We start from the raw sequence: 20,254 nt of genomic DNA on the forward strand, positions 1-20,254 counted from the left end.
TTGCCCTTGAAAACCCGGCCGTCTGGACGCATGTAGCAGACGCCCGCGACAACGGCGGGCAGCCCCTTACAGGAGAGAACATGGCCAAGGAAGAAATGCTCGAATTTCCCGGCGTCGTGAAGGAACTCCTGCCGAATGCGACATTCCGGGTCGAGCTTGAAAACGGCCATGAGATTATCGCACATATGGCAGGAAAGATGCGCAAGAACCGTATCCGCGTCCTCGCCGGCGACAAGGTTCAGGTGGAAATGAACACCTATGACCTGACCAAGGGGCGGATCAATTACCGCTTCAAGTAGGAACGGGACCCCTTCGGATGCGCCAGCGCCCGTGACTGACAGCGTCGAGAGGAAAGGCACCGATCACTCGTCAGCCCGAAAGCCCCGTGCGCCGAGACTGATACTGGGCTCGGCCAGTCCCCGGCGCCGTGAGCTGCTTGCCCAGATCGGGATCGTGCCGGAACAGATCATCGCCACCGAGATTGACGAGGCACCGCGTCGCAACGAGCCGCCACGAAAATACGTCCTGCGCATGGCCCGCGAAAAGGCGCTGGCATTGGCCGATGGACAGGAAACCGCGATACTTTGCGCCGACACAACCGTGGTCGCAGGACGACGCATCCTGGGCAAACCCGCCGACGGGCAGGAGGCGGCGGCGTTTCTGCGCCTCATGTCGGGCAGACGCCATCAGGTGCTGACCGCGATCGCGCTTGTTTATCGGGGTAAGCTGCGCGAACGGCTGGTCGAAACTTCCATCCGCTTCCGTCCCCTGACCGCCGATGATATCGCGGCTTATGTCGCCTCGGACGAATGGCGGGGCAAGGCCGGCGGCTATGGGATACAGGGCCGCGCGGCGGCATTCGTGGCATGGATGCGCGGCTCTTATAGCGGCGTCGTCGGCCTGCCGCTCGCCGAAACAGCGACCCTGCTCGCCAGCATAGGAATAAGGGAACAGCGCCGATGAGGGGCCGTCAGATCGTGATCGGGCAGGTCTTTGGCCGCGACGCCGCCGCATTGGTGCAGGACGGCCGGCTCGAGGATGTCATCATCGATCCGGCCGGGGTCGTTCCCCTCGCGCCCGGTGCCATCTGCCGCGCCAAGGTGGACAGGCTGGTCAAGGGTCAGGGCGGCGTCTTCCTGCGCCTGCCCGCCGGTGCGCGTGGTTTTCTGCGCGATCGCAGCGGCCTGCGCGAGGGGCAGTCTCTGATCGTTCAGATCAACGGCAGCGCCGAGGAGGGCAAGGCCCTGCCCGTATCGGCGCGGCTGAACTTCCGTGGTCGCCTGGCCATCGTCACCCCCGGTGCGCCGGGGACAAATGTCTCACGCCGGATACGCGACGCGGAAGTTCGCGACACATTGACGCAGCTGGGAAACAGCGCTCTTGCCGATCTGGCCGACCCGCCGGGGATCGTGTTTCGCAGCCTCGCAGCCCGGGCAGAGCCGACCGAGATATCGCAGGAGCTCGCGCAGCTTCTGGATCTGGCGCAGGCGATCGCTCAGGACCGCGAAGGTACGCCCGAGCTGTTGCTGGACGCGCCCGACCCAGCCGAAACCGCCTGGCAGGACTGGTCCGATCCGCAACCGGACAGCATCGTCGATCATCCGAATGCATTCGCCGAAACCGGTATGCTGGAGGCGCTGGAGGCATTTCTGAAGCCACGCGTCGACCTGCCGGGAGGCGCCTGGGCCGAGATCGAGGCGCTGCGCGCGCTCGTCGCCATCGATGTGAATACCGGCAGCGATCACTCTCCGGCAGCCGGCTTGAAGGCGAATATCGCCCTTGTCCGCGACCTGCCCCGCCAGTTGCGTCTGCGCGGCTTGGGCGGGCAGATCGTGGTCGATTTCGCCCCCATGCCGAAACGCGACCGCGGCACGCTTGAGCAAAGCCTGCGCGCGGCTTTCAAGGCCGAATCGGCCGAAACGGTGCTGGTCGGCTGGACCGCGATGGGACTATACGAGATCAGCCGGAAACGTGACCGGATCGCGTTGGCCCGGCTTGCACAGGGGGATGTCGCCGGATGAAATGCCCGATCTGCGGCAAGCCCGCCACCGAAAGCGATCACCCCTTCTGTTCGCGCCGCTGCGCCGATATCGATCTGGCGCATTGGCTGCGCGGTGACTACCGCATTCCGGCTGAGACGGTCAGCGAAGCCGAATCCGACGAGTGATTTTCTTTCTTTTCGCACTGGACAGCAGCGGCAAGCTGCCATAACAACGCGCCTGCCGAAATCGAATGGCAACGGCGCCCGGATAGCTCAGTTGGTAGAGCAGCGGATTGAAAATCCGCGTGTCGGTGGTTCAAATCCGCCTCCGGGCACCATTTAATCTCTTGACACTTAGTTTCTTCCTTGGCGATCTGCTCTAAGGCGTAAGCGCCTGGTGCTCTGCCGCATCGAGCGCTGACCAGCGCGGCTCGATCTGGACAGCTACCCCTACCTGCCCCGGGCGCGCGTCCAGACCACGAAACCAGCCAGCTAAATGAACCTGATGTCCGGAGCATCCGCATGAACGACACGCCCCAGATCCTGCTCCGGCATCATCTCAAGAAGCTCAAGCTGCCGACCTTCCAAGAACGAGTACGCCAAACATGCCCGCCAATGCGCATCGGAAGCCCAAGATCATGTCCAGTTTCTGCTACGCCTGCGCGAACGGGAGTTGGTAGAGCGCGAGCGTCGAATGATCGAACGCCGCATCAAGGCTGCAAGGTTCCCGGCCACCAAAAGCCTGGACAATTTCGACTTAAAGGCGATCCGTTCACTCAACACGGCATTGACGATGGAACTGGCACGCTGCAAATTCATCGACCGGCGGGAGAGCGTCATCGCCCTTGAGTCAAGCGGCACCGACAAGACATATGTCAGCCTGGGCCTTGGCCTCGCCGCCTGCCAGAAAGGCCTGCAGGTGCGCTTCACTGCCGCTTCCGCCCTGGTCTTGCGAACTTGTCGAGGCCATCGACGAACGCCGCCTGCAGCGCCTGCAAAAATCCCTCGCAATCCAGGATCTGCTGATCATCGATGAACTCGGGTTCGTGCCGCTTATCAAGACCGGTGCCGAACTGCTGTACGAAATCATCTCGCAGCGCCACGAGCGTGGCTCGATCATCATCACCTCGAACCTGCCCTGCGACGAATGAACCGAGGTCTTCGGATTCGAAAGACATACGGGTGCAATCCTCGACCTCCTGACCCACCAAGCCCATATCCTCGAGATGAACGGCGAGAGCTTCCGCCTGCGCCAGAGCCGCACGGCCAAAGCCTGATCCCGCAATCACCGCCAAAGGGAAACTGACCTTCGGCCAGTGCGCCTTGACGCGCGTCAGCCTTCTGGTGGGCACACGCGCCATGGCGCATACCAGATCACCGCTACCGGGGGCTATTCCACCGCAACGCTGACCAATTTTGCCCCGGGACTGACACCGAGCCAAGCAAAGGTGCGTTCTACGACCCAGCGGCGGGGCAGAATTTCTAAACCTTCGGCGGTGTCGGATCGCTTGACGATCTGGAGCGTCCAGTGCGCGATCTGCTTGAGCGCATCCCTGAGCTTGGATCCGGCATGGCCGCCGTCGGCGAAAATGTGGCGCGGCATGGGGTAGCGCTTGGCGACGGTCTTCAACACATTCGGCGCGCCGTCGCGATCCTGAATTGCGGCGCTGTGGATCTCGAGCCCCACCAACAATCCCACCGTATCGGTCACGATATGACGTTTGCGCCCTTTGATCCGCTTCCCTGCATCATACCCGCAAACCCCGCCGCTTTCAGTTGTTTTCACGCTCTGGTTGTCGATGATCCCTGGGCTGGACTTCACGGCCCTCGGCAAGGCGCGTGACCTGGACCAGCCTGCGATTCAAATCATCCCGAAGACCGTGATTGCGCCAAACATAGAAATAGCCCCGCGCCGTGGACACCGGCGGGAAGTCCTTGGGCAACATGCGCCATTGGCAATAACCGGTCGTGGCAACGTATAGGATGGCGTCGACGACATCACGCAAGTAAGTCGTGCGAGGCCGGCCGGTTGACTTGCGGGCGGGCAGTAAAGGGGCAATCACCGCCCATTCTGTGTCGGTCAAATCGCTTGCGTATCTGTCGCCTGCTCGGTCATGCTGACGGCCGGTGAGTTTGGCACAGGCCATCGTGATTTTCGTTCGGCTTCGCAACCGAACAGAATCACAACCTGCTGAACTCACTCAATTACTTTCAAATCACCTTCTGAGTGAGGCCGCGGTGCGTGCACACTGGTCAGGCTCCACAGATCCGACTGGTTCAAAAAGGGAAAATTCTTCGCCAGAATTTGGTCGAAATCTCCGCTCGTGATCGGAGAGATCCCGCTGTTCGACCCGGGCACGACCCGACGCGAATCGTGCCCTTCGAATTTCAGTTGCAACGAGCCATGGGGGCGCGGATCGGCCAGTGAGGGGAAACGCTGCATCAGCGCATAATGGCCATAGGCAAAAAGACTGCGATCCGCCTTTGGCAGGCGCAGTGCTGCGCCGCCGCCGTGAAAGGGGCGCCGGAACTCGTAGCACTGCGGATCTGCGCCCTGATAACGTGTCATCACCAGCCCGCGCGGCAGCGAAAACGCGAATGCCGGATAGTCCTGCATCGCCCGCGCCGCGGCGGCCAGATGGGCAATGTAATCGGTCGAGACGCAATCGTCGTCGTCCAGCCGGAACTGGATCAGTGGCACGCGGCAACCCATAGACAATTCGTTCAGGACCGGGGCCAGGGCGCTGCCGACATCGCGCGCCTCGGAAAAGATCAACCGGATGCTCGGCTGTTCGGCACAAAGCGCCGTCAGCCGATCGCGCCACGGGGCCGGCATCGCGGCCGAACTCAGCACGACAAAGCTGAAGTCCCGATTCGTCTGCGCCGCCAGCGACGCCAGTGTCAGCATCTCGAAGCTGCGAAAGCGAAATTCCAGCCGCGCCTCGTCATAAAGCGCCGCATGAGTTCGCCGCATCGCCTCGGTTTCGGCCTCCGAGCCCGGTTTGGTCCGCGCGTAAGCCCCCCAATCGCCCCGCCCCCAGAACGAAAAGCGGCAAAATCCGACGATATGCTCAGACATGGCTCTCCCCGTGCCGCCGCGCGTCCGCAAACACCCTTGCAGCTTGGGTTTTACCTATCCCGCCGGCCTTGACAACCTGCGGTCGCACCAAGCGGGCGGGGCCCGAGGCAATTTCACCGCCGGCGAGAATGCGCTGCGTCCCGCCCTTTCGGGCGCTGTCATCTGGGCATTGCCGGTATCTGCGCCGAAGGAAAGATGCAACAAGCTGGGGCGCGCCATTCCTGTGGCGACCATGTGCGTGACCGAAGGCTTGGCCCGGTTCATCCGCGATCCGCCAGGATAACCCTGCCTCCTCCCATCGCCTTGGCACGATACAGGGCCGCATCCGCTCGCGCGATTTCTCGCCCGAGATCGCAGTCAAACGACATCGCGAACCTTGCCACGCCGACACTCGCGGAAAGCCGCGCGGTACCGGATCCCAGCAGAATCGGCACCTCGATCCTTTCAATGATCCGTTGCAGGATGCCAAGCAGCCCGGGCTGCGAAGCAAGCCCGCCAAACAGAATCAGGAACTCGTCGCCACCGACCCGCCCGACAACGTCGCCGCGCCGCACGCCCAGCCGGATCGCTTCGGCCACCGCCACCAGCACCTCGTCCCCCGCGGCATGCCCCAGACGGTCATTGACCTCCTTGAACAGGTCCAGATCCAGTGCCGCGATCGCGTATTGCGGGTTGTTCCCTGCCGCCGCCAGCTTGCCACATTCGACAAGGAAACCGCGGCGGTTCAGTAGCCCCGTCAGCGTGTCCGTCACCGATATGCGCTCGGCCTCGCGGCGCTCGTGCTCAAGCGCGATATTGGCGCGCGATATCTCGCCCATGATGGCTTGGCTGGCTTGGTAAAGAAACAACAACTCGATGACATGATCCGAGGGCGAAAAATCCGCCTCGTTCAGTGCGAAGCTGATGATGGCATGCGGCAATGTCATTCCGAAGCCAAAGTTCAGAAGCAGGGTTTCATCGCCGATGCGAACGCCATGCCCGCGCAGCATAAGCTTGTCATATCCGCGCACTCGCACCAGAACCCGGCGACCGCTTTCTAAGGCCGAGATGATATCGCCCTCGGATCCATTTTTCAGAGAAGGCATATCCAGGGCGAACACATCCTGAAAACTCTGTGCATCGCCCAGCAATCTGCGGATCAATGGGCCCGCCCCCATGATCCTGCCCTGCAGGTCGATGACAAGATGCATCGGCATCATCTGATCCGCCCCAGCCGCATCTATACTATAGATCGGTTTCAAAGCCGGGCTCCGTGCATATTGCCCGCGACCAGCGCAAAGGGACGTTCGGCGCCGTATTGGCTCATTGCGATATCGACCCGCACCCCCGGCGCTGCTGCGGCGATGACGGCCAGTGCGCCATAATCATCCGCCATTCCCCGCAGCACGCCGGCCAGCAGCATCGTCCAGAGCCCGGTATCACCTTCGATCTCGACCTCGTAGGCCGCTTCTGAGCATCTACTGACCGAAATTCTGGGAATCTCAAGACACTCCACCACCATCAGCGCCCGGTCGGGAAACTCGCTCAACGATTCGACAAATTCCGGAAAATTCCGACCGCTGAAGCGCAAGAGACGGCGTATCGCTTCGCGTTGAGTCAGCCAGGCGCCGAGATCCTCGGTCAGTTCATCCGCAGTCTTGCCCAGGATGTTCGAGCCTTCGGCAACCAGCATATCGGTCACCGAGCCGGAGGAATTCTGCAGAAGGAAAAAACCGCGGGGATCCACCCTGGCGCGGCGAGCCAGGTTTTCCCAGACCCGATCGCCATAGCTGTCCCGTATGAACAGCTCGAAAGAGCGATTGATCAATCCATGCATGTCATTTCCTTGAAAAGGAAAAATCAGGCAGAGCGGTGGCGGCCGCCGCGTCGTGGTCGCCAGTCCAGGCACGGCCGAAGCGGCTATCATCCGTCGATGCCAGCCGGAAGCCGCCCCCACTTGCAACCAGGGCGATGGCGCCGGACTGCTGCAGCGTTTCCCGGTCCAGCACGATGCACTCCTGGCCCTCGGGGCGCCCGGCGGAGGCATTCACCACGATCAACGCTCCCTCGTGGCAAAAGGCAGCAACATTGGCCGGGCCGCTTTTGCCTGTCAAATGGTGGACGGTCAGCATCGGGCGCGGCGAGCCGATGTCAGCGCTGCGGGCGGACATAGCCCCATGCCAGCCGCTGCGCGCGGCGGCCTGTGTTCGGGACACCGGATCGCCATCCGCCGCCAACCAGTTCGTGACGGCAAAAGCCCCGCCCCCGGGTTTCGAGGGCACGCGCCCGGCATCGGTCATGATCGCCACGGCATCGCCTTCGGCCGAGATCAGCATCAGAGGACGTTCGGCCGCAAGCCAAAGCCCGCCCGAGAGGATCAGCATGAGCGCCCCGACAGCGCGGCGCATTTGCCCGAGCCACGGCATCTCGCCGGATTGCAGCGCCGGCGTCACCATCAACATCGCGCCGGCGCCCATCAGCGGCAACACCATTGGCGGCGCGGCGGGCACCAGTGTGACCGCACCATCCAAGCCGCCGATCCATTCGGCCACCAGCAGCATCCATTTCACGCCCTGCCCCATGACCCAGAGCGCCGGCCCCGCCAGCCCGAAGGGCGCCAGCACGGCGGCGAGAACACCCCCCGGCATGACCAGCGTTCCCACGACCGGCACGACCAGCAGGTTCGCGACCAAACCGTATTGCGCAATTCGCCCGAAATGAACGGCGGCGATGGGCGAAGTCGCCAGGCCCGCCACCAGCGAGGACAGAAACAGCATGGCGAGCGGCCGCAGCCACCACGGCAATCGCGGCGCGATCGCCAGCCAGGGCCCCTGCACGAGGATCAGCGCGACAGTGGCGGCAAAGCTCATCTGGAAACCGGGAGAGGTCAGCGCCTCGGGCGTCGCGATCAGGATGATGACGGCCGCCACCGCGACCGTGCGCAGGGAAATGGCACGCCGATCCACGATGATCGCCAGCAGCATGACGGCGACCATGATAAAGGCGCGCTCGGTCGCCACGCCTCCGCCCGACAGCCACAGATAGGCGGCTGAGGCGATCAGCGCCCCGACGGCGGCGGCCTTGTGCAGCGGCCATCCTGGCGCGGCGCCAAACCCCTGCGCCGCTGCCCCGGCCAGGCGCAGCGCCGCATAGGCAAAGCCGGCGAGCATGCTCATATGCAGCCCCGAGATCGAGACGATATGATAGAGGTTCGCGGCGCGCATGAGCTCGTTCGTCGATTCTTCGATTCCGGATCGGTCGCCCGTCATCAGCGCCGCCGAGACGGCGCCGGCCTGACCGCCGATCTGCCCGGCGATCGCCCCGGACAGCGACATGCGCAGCCTGTGCAGGGTCTCGATCCCTCCGGCGCGGGGCGGCGCCACGGTCAGGACCGGCGTCCGGGAATAGCCCACCGCGCCCAGACGCGAAAACCATGCCAGCCGGCGAAAATCGAAACCGCCCGGCTCGGACGGACCCGCCGGAGGGCCAAGATGCGCGGTCAGCATCAAGGTCGCGCCCGGCTCAGGCAACGCCTCGGACGACAGCAGCGAGATGCGGACGCGTTCGGGTTGCTTCCAGGGCGCGACATCGTGCAGGCGCACCCGGTCCAGCGTGATGCGCATGCGATCGCGCGCGGATCGGTCGATCGCGATCACCCGCCCTTCGACCGGGCCGTAATAGCGAAAACCCAGCACCGGCGCCGCGACCATCTGGCTGCGCAGCCCTGCCAGACCGGTGCCCGCGACCACCAGCACAAGCGCCAGCGATGCCAGTTGAAGCCGCTCACCCGTGGCCCAGCCGATCCGCCCCGCTTCGGCAAGCCGCAACGCGCGCCATCCCGCAAGAATGGCGGCCAGACCCAGCAGGGCAAGCAAGGCGTAGAAACTCCGCCCCGGCTCGTCGGGCAGCCAGAACCAGCCGCCGATCCCCAGCGACAGCCAGAACGGCACCCATGGCAGCAATCCGGCCCGCCGCGAAAGGGCGGCGTGGCGCGCGCGCGGCACAGTCGCCGACATGCGCCGGGCGGGCAGCCCCGCGGGCGATGCGCTCACCGAATGCATATCCGAAACTTGTCCTTGTCACACAGCTTGCGTATTTCTTGCGACAAGATTGGCATGCCGCCTCTTACGAAAGGATTAACGGCAGCCGCCAAACCGCCATTTTCTGGACTGATCTGAGGCCTATGACTGATTCCCGCCCCGTCGTGACCCGCTTTGCCCCCTCGCCCACCGGCTATCTGCATATCGGCGGCGCGCGAACCGCGCTGTTCAACTGGCTTTACGCGCGTGGACGCAAGGGCAAGTTCCTGCTGCGAATCGAGGATACCGACCGCGCCCGCTCGACCGCCGAGGCGACCGAGGCGATCCTGCAGGGGCTGCGCTGGCTGGGGCTGGACTGGGACGGCGACCCCGTCAGCCAGTTCGCGCGGCGCGAACGCCATGCCGAGGTCGCGCGCGAGATGCTGGCCCGCGGCGCCGCCTATAAATGCTTTTCATCCCCCGAGGAAATCGAGGCATTCCGCGAAGAGGCGCGGGCCGAGGGGCGCTCGACGCTGTTTCTGTCGCCCTGGCGCGACGCCGATCCCGCCAGCCTGCCCGACGCGCCCCATGCGATCCGGCTGAAGGCCCCGCGCGACGGTGAAACGGTCGTGCATGACGCGGTTCAGGGGGATGTGACGTTTCAGAATGCGCAGCTCGACGACATGGTCTTGCTGCGCTCGGACGGCACGCCGACCTATATGCATGCGGTGGTGGTCGACGATCACGACATGGGGGTCACGCATGTCATTCGCGGCGACGATCACCTGACCAATGCCGCGCGCCAGATCCAGATCTATCAGGCCATGGGCTGGCAGGTCCCGGTATTCGCCCATATCCCGCTGATCCACGGCCCCGACGGCAAGAAGCTGTCCAAGCGCCACGGCGCGGTCGGCCTGCACGAATATGCCGCCATGGGCTATCCGGCGGCTGCCATGCGCAACTATCTGGCGCGGCTGGGCTGGAGCCATGGCGATGACGAACTGTTCGACGATGCCCAGGCGCGGGAATGGTTCGACCTCGGGGGGATCGGCAAGGCGCCCGCCCGGCTGGATTTCAAGAAGCTCGAACATGTCAGCGGTCACCACATCGCGCAGATGCCCGACGATCTGCTGATCGGGGAACTGGCCGCCTATCTTGAGGCAACCGGCACTGAACCCTTGACCGCGCGCCAGACCGACTGGCTGCGTCCCGCCCTGCCGGCGATAAAATCCAAGGCGAAAACCCTGCCAGCGCTGCTCGAACAGGGCCGCTTCGCACTGGTGCAGCGCCCGGTCGAGATCGAAGACAAGGCGGCGGCGGCGCTGGATTCCGTATCCCGTGGTATACTGGGCGAATTGACTGCCGCGGTGCAGCATGCTAGCTGGGACCGCAACGAACTTGAGGCCGCCGCCAAGCAGATCGGCGAATCTCATGGTCTGGGGTTGGGAAAGGTGGCCGCGCCGCTCAGGGCCGCACTGGCGGGGCGCAGTTCAACGCCCAGTGTGTTCGACATGATGTTGGCACTCGGCCGCGACGAAACGCTGGCCCGGCTTCAGGATCAGGCGGGCTGACGGCCCGCGCCCATCACCCGGCCGGCGGCCGGAGACAGGTGAAAGGAACAGGGAATGGCTGAAAGCAAATCCGCAAAACTGCTGATCGAAGGAAAGGAGCTTGAGCTTCCGATCCTGACGCCCACCGCAGGCCCGGATGTCGTCGATATCCGGAAACTTTACGGTCAGGCGGATGTGTTCACCTATGACCCCGGCTTCACCTCGACCGCATCCTGCGATTCGACCATCACCTTCATCGATGGCGACAAGGGCGAGCTGTGGTATCGCGGCTACCCGATCGAGCAACTGGCCGAAAAATCGCATTACCTGGAAGTCTGCTACCTGCTGCTTTACGGCGAACTGCCCTCGAACGAGCAACTGGTCGATTTCGAGAGCCGCGTCACCAATCACACCATGGTGCATGAACAGATGCACAACTTCTTCCGCGGTTTCCGCCGGGACGCCCATCCGATGGCGACCATGGTGGCCGTGGTCGGCGCGATGTCGGCATTCTACCACGATTCGACCGATATCAACGATCCGTGGCAGCGCGAGGTCGCCTCGATCCGGCTGATCGCGAAACTGCCGACCATCGCGGCGATGGCCTATAAATATTCGATCGGCCAGCCCTTCGTCTATCCGCAGAACGATCTCGATTACGCCTCGAACTTCCTCAACATGTGCTTTTCGGTCCCGGCCGCGCGATATGTCGTCGATCCGGCGCTGGCGCGCGCCATGGACCTTATCTTCACGCTGCATGCCGATCACGAACAGAACGCCTCGACCTCGACCGTGCGTCTGGCGGGGTCGTCGGGCGCGAACCCCTTCGCCTGTATCGCGGCCGGCATCGCCTGCCTCTGGGGGCCGGCCCATGGCGGCGCCAACCAGGCCTGCCTGGAAATGCTGCGCGAGATCGGCACGGTGGAGCGCATCCCCGAATTCATCAATCGCGCCAAGGACAAGGACGACCCGTTCCGCCTGATGGGCTTTGGTCACCGGGTCTACAAGAATTTCGACCCGCGCGCCAAGGTGATGAAGGCATCGGCCGACGAGGTGCTGGACCTGATGGGCATCGAGAATAACGAGACGCTCAGGGTCGCCAAGGAACTGGAAAAGATCGCGCTCGAGGACGAGTATTTCGTCGAGAAGAAACTCTATCCCAACGTCGATTTCTATTCCGGCATCATCCTTGAGGCGATGGGCTTCCCGACCTCGATGTTCACGCCGATCTTCGCGCTGTCGCGGACGGTCGGCTGGATCTCGCAATGGAAGGAAATGATCGCCGATCCGCAGAACAAGATCGGCCGCCCGCGCCAGCTTTACGTCGGCGCGTCCCGGCGCGACTACAAGCCGCTGGATCAGCGCTGAGCGCGCCGGACGGCATCGACAGGCAACGGCCCCGGAGCGAATCCGGGGCCGTTTCGCTGCGCCCGCATCATGTGCTTTGCGCGATCGGCTGGCAGGGTCGCGGCTATTCGCCGGATTTCACCGAAAACATGAACGCAATCGTGCTGGGCCGGCTGCGCGCCGATCCCGCGACCGAGGTGGTCTTTACCATGGAGGCCGATTCGATCTGCGGCCCCTGCCCGTCGCGGCGCGGCACAGGCTGCGTCTCGGCGACGCGGATCGCGGCGCTGGACCGGCGTCACGCCAGCGCGCTTGGCATCGGCCCCGGCCAGCGCATGAGCTGGGCCGAGGCGCAGGCCCGCGCGACCGAACGCCTGCGGCCCCAGGATCTGGAACGGATCTGCCGGGGCTGCCAGTGGCTGGCGCTTGGCATGTGCCAAGCCGCGCTGGCAAAGCTACAGGGCGGGCAATGAAAAACGCCGCCCCGAAAGGGCGGCGCGTTCATCCGGGCAGCAAGGCCTGCGCAGGTGGCGGGCTCAGCGCCGGCCCAGCAGGTTCCAGCCGCCGGCGATCGCCATGGCCGCGATGACCGCCTTGACCACCGCGCCCAGCAGGAACGGCGTCACCGCCAGCGCCACGGCCTCGGCCGCGGTCTTGCCCAGCACCAGCGCCAGCGCGCCCGCGCCCGGCACGAACAGCAGCAGCCCCGGCAGCAGCGCCGCGACGAACAGCCGGCCGACGCCGCGATCCAAGCCGCGCTCGACCAGCCAGCCGGTCAGCCAGGCCATGCCGACAAAGCCCCACAGGAAGCCCGCGGTCGGACCGATCAGCGGCGCGATCCCGCCCGAGGCGTTCGAGAATACCGGCAGGCCCATCGCGCCCTCGGCCAGATAGGCCAGCACGGTCACCGCCGCCAGACGCGAGCCATAGGCCAGACCGATCAGCGACACGGCCAGCGTCTGCAGCGTCATCGGCACCGGGAACATCGGCACGCTGGCCTGCGCCGACAGCGCCAGCAGCGCCGAACCGGCCAGGATCAGCGCGATATTCCTCAGCGCGGAACGGCCAGGAAATGCGGCTTGGGTCAAGGTCATCAGGGGGCCCCTTTTCTTCGCGAAATCATCAGGGCGGCATCATGCGCCTTCCACCCGAAAAGTCAATGTGACGCAGCCGCGGCCGGCCGCGCGCTTGGGGCTTGCGCAGAACGCCGGCCGGTGCCAAATCGGCACCATGACCGAAGATCAGAAAATCGCGCTGGTGACCGGCGCTTCGCGCGGCCTTGGCGCCGCCCTGGCCGAAGCCCTCGCCGCGCGCGGCTGGCATATCGTCGCCGTCGCCCGCACCACCGGCGCGCTTGAGGAACTGGATGACCGCATTCGCCGGGCCGGCGGCTCGGCCACGCTGGCACCGATGGATGTCGGCACGCCCGAGGCGATGGGCCAGCTGGCGCAGGCGGTGATGGAGCGCTGGCGGGGCATCGACCTCTGGGCGCATTGCGCCATCCATGCCGCGCCGCTGTCGCCGGCCGGCCATATCGACGCCGGGGATTTCCAGAAATCCGTCGATCTGAACATCCTCACCACGCGCGGGCTGATCAACCTGTTCGAGCCGCTGCTGCGCGCCCGCCAGGGCACCGCGCTGTTCCTTGACGACCCGCGCGCCGGGCAGAAGTTCTTTGGCAGCTATGGCGCGACCAAGGCGGGCCAGATCGCGCTGGCCCGCAGCTGGCAGGCCGAGAACGCGCAGATCGGCCCGCGCGTCGTGATCGCCGAACCCGCGCCTATGCCAACCGCGACCCGCGCCCGCTTCTTTCCCGGCGAGGATCGCGCGAAACTGGCCCCGTGCCGGGACGAGGCCGAACGGATTCTGGCCGAATTGCTGGACTGAGGCGCGGCGCGCGCCCTCAGCAGGAGGGGCCACGCGACAGAGCGGGGAACCCGGGGCTTTCCCGGGACAAGGCCAGCAACTGTATCGGTCACGCGCCTTGAGGGTCCCATACTTTGCGGGTTCTGCCTGGAGCGTCAGCGATGGTGACGAGCCTGCGTGCGGCAGCAGTGACGATGACCTTGTGCGGTTTTCCAGCCTCGCGCAATCGCTGTGCGAATGCCTTGACTATGCCCATGCCACCCAAATGGTCATGACGCATTCTCCCGATCTTACCTGCCCGCTCAGCGAAATTCCCGTATGCGGCATCCTGCTCGAGGTTTCCAGCCCGCCCCCTATGACGCCTCTGCCGGAGAGGACGGGCCGCCGAGACTGGCAGGGCGCGTCGAAGAAAGCATGGTGTCATTGCGCGAGCACGTCCTCGAATCACTGATCAAGGAGGGACGCTGGCAACAGTTCGACATCTCACTTCCCCTCGGTAAGGTTTCCCAGTTCGTTGAGGAACTCCAAGCCAGTCTTTCCGAGTTAGAGAACGTTCGCCAGCATGTTATCGGGCATTTGGGCGACGGCGATCTGCATCTGTCCGTTCAGGCCGAAAACTCAGCCGACATAGCGAAACTGGTCTACGATCAGACGCCTCGATGCTCCCGGAACTGCTCGAACGGATCGCGCCGGACGAAGAAATCGCTACGGTGACGGCCGACGGCGCTTCCGACACCCGTGCGTGCCATGACGCCCTCGCCGCCCGCGGTGCGGCTGCGATCATTCCGCCCCGCCGAAACGCCAGGCCGTGGAAGCCGGACACAGCCGCAGCCCGGGCGCGCAACGAGATCCTGCGGACCTCGACTCGGCCGAACGATCTCGCGGCGCTGAAGCGGGTATCGTCGCCGAAGACGAGACGAAAATGAACTGCATGAAGCGGCTTGGGCCGCGACTGATGTCACGCGAATTCGACCGACAGGCGGCCCAGGTTCAGATCCGGGCGGCAGTCATGAACCGCTTCACCGCCCTCGGCATCCCGTTTGCTGTGCCCGCAGAATAAGTGTATCCAGGACAAGAGGAACTCTGGCCAGCACGTGATTTGCGAAACCGCCCCTCGAACCGAACATCGCCGGATCAGCTTGCAGAGCCCGCAAACCGTTGGGTGACAGCACGGCTCAGCAGCCGGGCGGTCAGTCTGGCGAAACTCTCCGCCTCGGCCCGGACATCTGTTGCAAGCCGCAGCGTGTCGGCCCGCGCGCGCCAGTCCTCAATCATCTCGCGGAATTCATCATCTTCAGGGGCAAGCTGCCGCAGGAGCGTGGCGAAATCGCCGATCGCGGCACCGTCCTGGATCTTCAGGCAGCGTCCGGCCAGCGCCAGAGCGTGGATACCGTTCGCCCCCTCGTAAATCGAGGTGATCCGGGCGTCCCGCCAGATCTGCGACAGGCCGTATTCCTCAAGATAGCCATAACCACCCAGGATCTGGATGCCCAGATCGGCGGCACGGATGCCGGCTTCGCTGCCCGCGATCTTGCAAAGCGGGGTCAGAAGCTCGACCAGCGCCGGTCGTTCGCCGCGCTCGATCTCGGCCAGGGCGATATGGCACATGCCCCGCGCCGCAATGACCAGATCGCGCTGTTCGTCCAGCATCCGCCGAACCCCCGGGTGATCGGTCAGCAAGGCCGGGCTGCGATCGGGTTTGTGGCCTTGCTGGCGCTCTGACGCATAGGCCAGGGAAATGTCATGGGCGCGGCTGGCATGGGCCACGCCCTGCAGGGCCACATCCAGCCGGGCATGGTTCATCATGGTGAACATGGCCGCCAGCCCCCTGCCCTCGGCCCCGATCAGCTGGGCATTTGCGCCATCGAACTCCATCTGGCAGGTGGGCGAGGCATGCAGGCCCAGCTTTTCCTCGATCCGGGTGACGGTCACGCTGTTGCGCGCGCCGTCATGCTCCGAGGGGCACAGGAACAGCGACAGGCCCCGGGTGCCGTCCTCGGGCGTGCCGGTGCGGGCAAGGACCAGATGCAGGATGCCCTGGGACATGTCCTGATCGCCGCCCGAGATGAAGATCTTCTGCCCGTCGATCCGCCAGCCATCGCCGTCGCGGCTGGCGCGGGTGCGGATGCGCGACAGGTCGGACCCCGCGCCTGCCTCGGTCAGGCACATGGTCGAAAGCCACCGCCCCGAGGTCAGGCGCGGGATGAACTCTGCCTGCTGATCGGGCGTGCCATGCGCCATCAGGGTCGCAATCGCGCCGGGCACAAGGTTCGTGACCATCTGCAAGGCATGGTTCGCGCCGGAAAAGATTTCCGAGACGGCTGCCGCAGTCAGATGATCCATGGCCTGCCCGCCGAATGCCTCGGGGGCGGTCAGGCCCTGCCAGCCATCGCCCGCAAGTTGCCCGTAAGCATCGCCGAAACCGTCGGGCATGCGCACCCGGCCGTTTTCCAGCCGGCAGCCCTGCCGGTCGCCCGGGCCGTTCAGCGGCGCCAGCACGCCCTCGGCAAAGCTGGCGAAATGCTGCACGACCTCACGCGAAAGATCCGCGTCCCAGTCCGGCAGGTCGCCGGCAAACAGCTGCAGGCTGCGGAAGATATCGTCAACGGGGGCCTGAAAGGGGATCATGGCAACCTCATTCGTCCAGAACCAGCATCGAAGTGCCCCGGTCCGACACGACAAAGCGCATCAGGTCGCGGCCGATCACCAAAGGGCCGTCATAGGTCGTCCGCGTACGGGCCATCAGTTCCTCGATGGGCGGATTTCCCATCAGGACCATGTGGGAATAGACGGCGAAATCGGGATCGGCCTCGGTAAAGACGCGGCCGACATCCTCGGGGCTGGTGTGATGGGCCAGCACGCGCGGCGTGGCGGGGTTCTGTGCCATTTCCTCGGTCGCCATGCCGACCTCGTGGATCAGCAGGTCGGTATCCTTGCCGAATTTCATCACGTTCCGGTCGAAGGTGGTGTCGCCGCTGATCAGCACCGACTTGCCCTTGTAGTCGATGCGATAGCCGACGGCATTGGTGATATTCTCGCCATGATGGACCGGAAAGACCGTGACCTTGACGCCGTTTTCATCGAAAACGACGCCCTCCTCAGCCTCATGAACCTCGATCTTCACCGCCTCTTCCGGGGTCTTTTCGTCGACGATGCGGGTGTCGATATCCCATTGATGCGCCATCAGGATGCCGTCAGCCAGCTTTTGCGTGCCAAAGGGGCCATAAAGCTGAAACGGGGTCTTGCGGCCGCCGACATAGGGCACGGTAATATAGCTGGTCAGGAACATGTCGGCCAGGCCGTTCACATGATCCGAATGGAAATTGGTCAGGAAGGTCGCGTCGATCTGACCGGTCACCAGCCCGGCCTGGGCGACCCGCATGCTGGCCCCGCGCCCGGCATCGAAGAGCAGGTTCAGCCCGCCCGCCTGCACCAGATTGGCGGAACTGAAGGCGCGGGTCCGGGGCGTGGGCGTGCCGGTGCCCAGCAGCGTCACCACCAGATCGTCCGCGACAGCGGGCTGGGTTTCCTGCGCGGCCAGAGGGGCCGCAGGCATCAGGGCGATGGCTGCGGCCGCCGCGAGGCGCCGCAAGGGGGTCGGGGTCATCATGGTTTCCTCCGTCGAAAGGATGTGCGCGCGGAACGCGCCTAGCTTTTCACGCCCAAAAGGCGCATGGCGTTTTCTTTCAGGATCAGGGGTCGCACCTCGTCGCGGAAATCGGCCTTGTCAAAGGCGTCCAGCCATTTTTCCGGCGCGATCATCGGCCAGTCGCTGCCGAACAGCATCTTTTTCTTCAGCATCGTATTGGCGTATTGGATCAGGATTTTCGGGAAATACTTCGGCGACCAGCCCGACAGGTCGATATAGACATTGGGCTTGTGCTGAGCGACAGAGAGCGCCTCTTCCTGCCAGGGAAACGAGGGATGGGCCAGAATGATCGGCATGTCGGGGAAATCGACCGCCAGATCGTCCATATACATCGGGTTGGAATATTTCAGCCGCATGCCGTTGCCGCCCCGCATGCCGGAACCCACACCGGTCTGGCCGGTATGAAACAGCGCCGGTTTTCCGGTTTCGGCAATGGCTTCGTAAAGCACATAGGCCGCCCGGTCATTGGGATAAAAGCCCTGCATGGTCGGATGGAACTTGAAGCCCTGAACGCCGTGGTTTTCCACCAGGTCGCGGGCCTCGCGCGCGCCCAGCCTGCCCTTGGCCGGATCGATCGAGGCAAAGGGGATCAGGATGTCGGAATGCCGCGCACAGGCCTCGGCCACCTCGTAATTGTCATAGCGGCGATAGCCGGTCTCGCGTTCGGAATCGACGGGAAAGATCACCGCGGCAATATTCTTTTCGCGGTAATGGGCGGCGGTTTCATCGATGGTGGGCGGGTGGCTCCACGGTGCGCCGAAATATTTCGCCATGGTCGATTGCAACTCGTCATAGCCGTCATCGGCATGGCAGCCGCAGGATTCCTCGGCATGGGTGTGAAAGTCGATGGCGCGGATCTTGTCGAAATCGATCTTGTTCATGTTCCCTCCTCAGACCCGGATCAGGGCCGGGTCTTCGTTGTCGTAAAGCCGTTCCAGAAGATCGGCGCGGCGGGTCAGGATCTTGTTGATGTTGAGCGAGCCCTTGTCGGTGATCTCATGCCCCTCGACGCTGGGCGGCTCGGCCAGGATGATGGCGCGGGTGATGCGCTTGGCCGATCCGGTGACGCCGGCATTCAGCTGGCGCAGCCGCTCCTCGATCCGGGCTTTCAGCCCGTCATCGGTGACCGCGCCGCGGGTGGTGTTATCCTCGGTCGCGGTGCCCGGCGGAGGAAAGACGAACAGCCCCACCTCGCCCCGGTCATGGCCGCAGATCACCACGTCCTGAACCAGCCCGGCCAGCGATTTCAGCACGTTCATGCGCAGGTTGCCGGCCTGCACCCAGGTGCCGGTCTCAAGCTTGAAATCCTCGGACACGCGGCCGTCGAAGATCAGGCCCCGGTTCATGTCCAGCGGATCGACGAAGCGCACCGCATCGCCGGTGATGAAGAACCCTTCCTCGTCAAAGGCCTTGGCCGTGCGTTCGGGGTCCTGGTAATAGCCGGGCATCACATTGGGGCCGCGCACGCGGATTTCGCAGCGCATGTCGTCGTCCGGGATCAGCTTCAGCTCGACCCCGGGCAGCGGCACGCCGATCACGCCGGAACGGCCGATGGGCTCATAGACCATGACGCAGGCCGGCGCGGTTTCCGTCAGCCCCCAGCTTGAGGCCATCATCGGCAGGCCGCCCCGCACCTCGATCATCGCCCGCTCGATCCGGTCCCAGACATCCTGCGGCAGCGATGCGCCGGCATAGAAGATCAGGTCCAGATCCTTGAGCAGCCGGTGACGCAGCGCGCGATCCTGTTGCAGCCTGTCGGCGATCATCGCGTAGCCGACAGGCACGTTGAAGGCCAGCGTGCCCGGATAGGCGTCGCGATTGGCCAGCGTCTCGGCAAAGCCGCGGCCGGTCGGCTTGCCGCTGTCCACATGCAGCGTGCCGCCATGGGCCAGCATCATGTTGACGTTATGGCTGCCGCCAAAGACATGGTTCCAGGGCAGCCAGTCGGTGATGCGCGGCGGCGCATCCGACAGATAGGGCATGACCGCCGACATCTGCGCCTGATTGACGCAAAGCATGCGATGCGTCGTCAGAACCCCCTTGGGATCCGAACTTGAGCCCGAGGTGAACATGATCTTGGCCAGCGTATCCGGCCCGACGGCGGCATGCGCGGCCTCAAGCCCCGGATGCAGGTCGTGGGACAGGAAATCGGCCATGGGCGTCAGGTCGCGGCCGACCTTGGCCACCCTGCCCGCGACCATCTCGACCCCTTGCAGTTCCGGCAGGACCAGCGCCTTGGCATAGCGCGCGGCGTCATCGACAAAGGCCATGCGCGGGCGCACCTTGTCCAGCACATAGGTCAGCCGGGCATGGGCCTCGGGGATCAGGGAATATTGCTCGGCCAGCGGCACCACGGGCACGCCGACATATTGCGCGGCCAGCGACAGGATCAGATGATCGACCCCGTTGCCGGACATGATCACGATGCAATCGTCCGCCCCCATCCCCCGCGCCAGCAGGGCCGAGGCCGTCCGCCGCACGAAACGCAGCAGGTCCGCATAGGTGACATTGCGCCAGCCGGGTCCGTCGCGTTCGGCCACGGCCAGGCGATAGGGCGCCTCATCCGCCCAGCGATGCAGCCAGTCGCCGGTGCAGCGCACATATTCCGGCAGCCCATAGCCCGAGCGCAGCAGGATCGTGCCATCGGCCCGGTCCTCGCGCTCGACCTTGTGCGGCAGATAGCGGGTCAGCGTGCGCGATGCCGCCCATTCGGCGCGTTCGCGGAAATTTTCAGGCGTCGTGGGCGGAATTTCGATCTCGTCCATTTGCATCTCCTCCCCCAGA

The 20,254-nt window shown here is 64.5% G+C and carries 18 protein-coding genes, 1 tRNA gene and 3 pseudogenes; 12 read left to right on the plus strand and 10 right to left on the minus strand.

Annotated features, from left to right (window positions below):
* Positions 1–80 precede the first annotated feature (80 nt).
* The 6 genes and pseudogenes from infA (at position 81) to istB (ending at position 3,258) form a co-directional block, all read left to right on the plus strand.
* On the plus strand, positions 81–299 hold the full coding sequence (gene infA, locus IT41_RS13405) for a translation initiation factor IF-1 (RefSeq protein ID WP_010397442.1): 219 nt from the start codon (positions 81–83) through the stop codon (positions 297–299).
* Positions 300–450: 151 nt separating this feature from the next.
* The gene (locus IT41_RS13410) at positions 451–963 is read left to right on the plus strand and encodes a Maf family protein (RefSeq protein WP_414811553.1); all 513 of its coding nucleotides are present in this window, start codon (positions 451–453) and stop codon (positions 961–963) included.
* Positions 960–2,021: a ribonuclease E/G gene (locus IT41_RS13415; protein ID WP_036742247.1), complete on the plus strand. Its 1,062-nt coding sequence runs from the start codon at positions 960–962 to the stop codon at positions 2,019–2,021. Before IT41_RS13410 ends, IT41_RS13415 begins: the two co-directional genes overlap by 4 nt.
* On the plus strand, positions 2,018–2,167 hold the full coding sequence (locus IT41_RS13420; protein ID WP_036742250.1) for a DNA gyrase inhibitor YacG: 150 nt from the start codon (positions 2,018–2,020) through the stop codon (positions 2,165–2,167). The genes IT41_RS13415 and IT41_RS13420 overlap by 4 nt, the downstream gene beginning before the upstream one ends.
* Before the next feature lie 76 nt (positions 2,168–2,243).
* Positions 2,244–2,319: transfer RNA gene (locus IT41_RS13425), tRNA-Phe, on the plus strand.
* A gap of 184 nt (positions 2,320–2,503) precedes the next feature.
* Positions 2,504–3,258 (plus strand): annotated as a pseudogene (gene istB, locus IT41_RS13430) (IS21-like element helper ATPase IstB).
* A 155-nt stretch (positions 3,259–3,413) separates the two neighbouring features.
* On the opposite strand, the pseudogene IT41_RS13435 reads toward istB, so the two are convergent.
* The 5 genes and pseudogenes from IT41_RS13435 to IT41_RS13460 form a co-directional block, all read right to left on the minus strand.
* Positions 3,414–4,128: pseudogene (locus IT41_RS13435) on the minus strand (IS5 family transposase); the annotation flags it as partial.
* Positions 4,129–4,178: 50 nt separating this feature from the next.
* Entirely contained in the window at positions 4,179–5,060 is an 882-nt protein-coding gene (locus IT41_RS13440; protein ID WP_052081539.1) for a glycosyltransferase, read from the minus strand.
* Positions 5,061–5,320: 260 nt separating this feature from the next.
* Complete coding sequence (locus IT41_RS13450) at positions 5,321–6,190, minus strand: GGDEF domain-containing protein (RefSeq protein WP_175496422.1); 870 nt, start codon at positions 6,188–6,190, stop codon at positions 5,321–5,323.
* Positions 6,191–6,297: 107 nt separating this feature from the next.
* On the minus strand, positions 6,298–6,876 hold the full coding sequence (locus tag IT41_RS13455; RefSeq protein ID WP_036742255.1) for a heme NO-binding domain-containing protein: 579 nt from the start codon (positions 6,874–6,876) through the stop codon (positions 6,298–6,300).
* A 1-nt stretch (position 6,877) separates the two neighbouring features.
* Complete coding sequence (locus tag IT41_RS13460) at positions 6,878–9,100, minus strand: ComEC/Rec2 family competence protein (RefSeq protein ID WP_074948135.1); 2,223 nt, start codon at positions 9,098–9,100, stop codon at positions 6,878–6,880.
* A gap of 122 nt (positions 9,101–9,222) precedes the next feature.
* Here IT41_RS13460 and gltX point away from each other — a divergent pair, with 122 nt between their 5' ends.
* The 3 genes from gltX (at position 9,223) to IT41_RS13475 (ending at position 12,428) form a co-directional block, all read left to right on the plus strand.
* A complete protein-coding gene (gene gltX, locus IT41_RS13465) occupies positions 9,223–10,629 on the plus strand; it encodes a glutamate--tRNA ligase (protein ID WP_036742256.1) in 1,407 nt (468 codons plus the stop codon).
* A gap of 54 nt (positions 10,630–10,683) precedes the next feature.
* Positions 10,684–11,976, plus strand: coding sequence for a citrate synthase (gene gltA, locus IT41_RS13470; protein WP_036742259.1), 1,293 nt, complete (start codon positions 10,684–10,686; stop codon positions 11,974–11,976).
* Positions 11,977–12,047: 71 nt separating this feature from the next.
* On the plus strand, positions 12,048–12,428 hold the full coding sequence (locus tag IT41_RS13475; protein WP_036742262.1) for a DUF1284 domain-containing protein: 381 nt from the start codon (positions 12,048–12,050) through the stop codon (positions 12,426–12,428).
* Positions 12,429–12,491: 63 nt separating this feature from the next.
* Here the strand turns inward: IT41_RS13475 and IT41_RS13480 are convergent, their stop codons facing one another.
* Positions 12,492–13,049, minus strand: a complete 558-nt coding sequence (locus tag IT41_RS13480; protein WP_036742263.1) for a biotin transporter BioY — start codon at positions 13,047–13,049, stop codon at positions 12,492–12,494.
* 136 nt (positions 13,050–13,185) lie between these two features.
* Here IT41_RS13480 and IT41_RS13485 point away from each other — a divergent pair, with 136 nt between their 5' ends.
* The 3 genes and pseudogenes from IT41_RS13485 to IT41_RS20040 all read left to right on the plus strand — a co-directional run.
* Positions 13,186–13,842 (plus strand): SDR family NAD(P)-dependent oxidoreductase, encoded by a 657-nt coding sequence (locus tag IT41_RS13485; protein WP_036742315.1) that lies wholly within the window; start codon positions 13,186–13,188, stop codon positions 13,840–13,842.
* Positions 13,843–14,235: 393 nt separating this feature from the next.
* Positions 14,236–14,535 carry an FAD-linked oxidase C-terminal domain-containing protein gene (locus IT41_RS20775; protein ID WP_175496423.1) on the plus strand — a complete coding sequence of 100 codons (300 nt, stop codon included), beginning with the start codon at positions 14,236–14,238 and terminating at the stop codon, positions 14,533–14,535.
* Positions 14,472–14,881 (plus strand): annotated as a pseudogene (locus IT41_RS20040) (transposase); the annotation flags it as partial. The gene IT41_RS20775 and the pseudogene IT41_RS20040, both read left to right, overlap by 64 nt.
* Positions 14,882–14,955: 74 nt before the next feature.
* On the opposite strand, the gene IT41_RS13500 reads toward IT41_RS20040, so the two are convergent.
* The 4 genes from IT41_RS13500 to IT41_RS13515 are packed head-to-tail and all read right to left on the minus strand — an operon-like array spanning position 14,956 to position 20,235.
* Positions 14,956–16,449 carry an acyl-CoA dehydrogenase family protein gene (locus IT41_RS13500; RefSeq protein ID WP_052081543.1) on the minus strand — a complete coding sequence of 498 codons (1,494 nt, stop codon included), beginning with the start codon at positions 16,447–16,449 and terminating at the stop codon, positions 14,956–14,958.
* Between the two features lie 7 nt (positions 16,450–16,456).
* Entirely contained in the window at positions 16,457–17,428 is a 972-nt protein-coding gene (locus tag IT41_RS13505; protein WP_036742320.1) for an MBL fold metallo-hydrolase, read from the minus strand.
* A 41-nt stretch (positions 17,429–17,469) separates the two neighbouring features.
* Positions 17,470–18,351 carry an amidohydrolase family protein gene (locus tag IT41_RS13510; protein ID WP_036742266.1) on the minus strand — a complete coding sequence of 294 codons (882 nt, stop codon included), beginning with the start codon at positions 18,349–18,351 and terminating at the stop codon, positions 17,470–17,472.
* 9 nt (positions 18,352–18,360) lie between these two features.
* Positions 18,361–20,235, minus strand: a complete 1,875-nt coding sequence (locus tag IT41_RS13515) for a feruloyl-CoA synthase (RefSeq protein WP_052081547.1) — start codon at positions 20,233–20,235, stop codon at positions 18,361–18,363.
* Positions 20,236–20,254 lie beyond the last annotated feature (19 nt).

Origin of the sequence: Paracoccus halophilus (assembly GCF_000763905.1) — a bacterium.
GTDB classification, from domain to species: Bacteria; Pseudomonadota; Alphaproteobacteria; order Rhodobacterales; family Rhodobacteraceae; genus Paracoccus; species Paracoccus halophilus.

Excerpts from the sequence above, each read along its gene's own strand:
- infA (WP_010397442.1), top strand. The coding sequence starts at position 81 with ATGGCCAAGGAAGAAATGCTCGAATTTCCCGGCGTCGTGAAGGAACTC.
- IT41_RS13415 (WP_036742247.1), top strand. The coding sequence starts at position 960 with ATGAGGGGCCGTCAGATCGTGATCGGGCAGGTCTTTGGCCGCGACGCC.
- IT41_RS13420 (WP_036742250.1), top strand. The coding sequence starts at position 2,018 with ATGAAATGCCCGATCTGCGGCAAGCCCGCCACCGAAAGCGATCACCCC.
- IT41_RS13440 (WP_052081539.1), bottom strand. The coding sequence starts at position 5,060 with ATGTCTGAGCATATCGTCGGATTTTGCCGCTTTTCGTTCTGGGGGCGG.
- IT41_RS13455 (WP_036742255.1), bottom strand. The coding sequence starts at position 6,876 with ATGCATGGATTGATCAATCGCTCTTTCGAGCTGTTCATACGGGACAGC.
- IT41_RS13460 (WP_074948135.1), bottom strand. The coding sequence starts at position 9,100 with ATGCATTCGGTGAGCGCATCGCCCGCGGGGCTGCCCGCCCGGCGCATG.
- gltX (WP_036742256.1), top strand. The coding sequence starts at position 9,223 with ATGACTGATTCCCGCCCCGTCGTGACCCGCTTTGCCCCCTCGCCCACC.
- gltA (WP_036742259.1), top strand. The coding sequence starts at position 10,684 with ATGGCTGAAAGCAAATCCGCAAAACTGCTGATCGAAGGAAAGGAGCTT.
- IT41_RS13480 (WP_036742263.1), bottom strand. The coding sequence starts at position 13,049 with ATGACCTTGACCCAAGCCGCATTTCCTGGCCGTTCCGCGCTGAGGAAT.
- IT41_RS13485 (WP_036742315.1), top strand. The coding sequence starts at position 13,186 with ATGACCGAAGATCAGAAAATCGCGCTGGTGACCGGCGCTTCGCGCGGC.
- IT41_RS20775 (WP_175496423.1), top strand. The coding sequence starts at position 14,236 with ATGGTGTCATTGCGCGAGCACGTCCTCGAATCACTGATCAAGGAGGGA.
- IT41_RS13500 (WP_052081543.1), bottom strand. The coding sequence starts at position 16,449 with ATGATCCCCTTTCAGGCCCCCGTTGACGATATCTTCCGCAGCCTGCAG.
- IT41_RS13505 (WP_036742320.1), bottom strand. The coding sequence starts at position 17,428 with ATGACCCCGACCCCCTTGCGGCGCCTCGCGGCGGCCGCAGCCATCGCC.
- IT41_RS13510 (WP_036742266.1), bottom strand. The coding sequence starts at position 18,351 with ATGAACAAGATCGATTTCGACAAGATCCGCGCCATCGACTTTCACACC.
- IT41_RS13515 (WP_052081547.1), bottom strand. The coding sequence starts at position 20,235 with ATGGACGAGATCGAAATTCCGCCCACGACGCCTGAAAATTTCCGCGAA.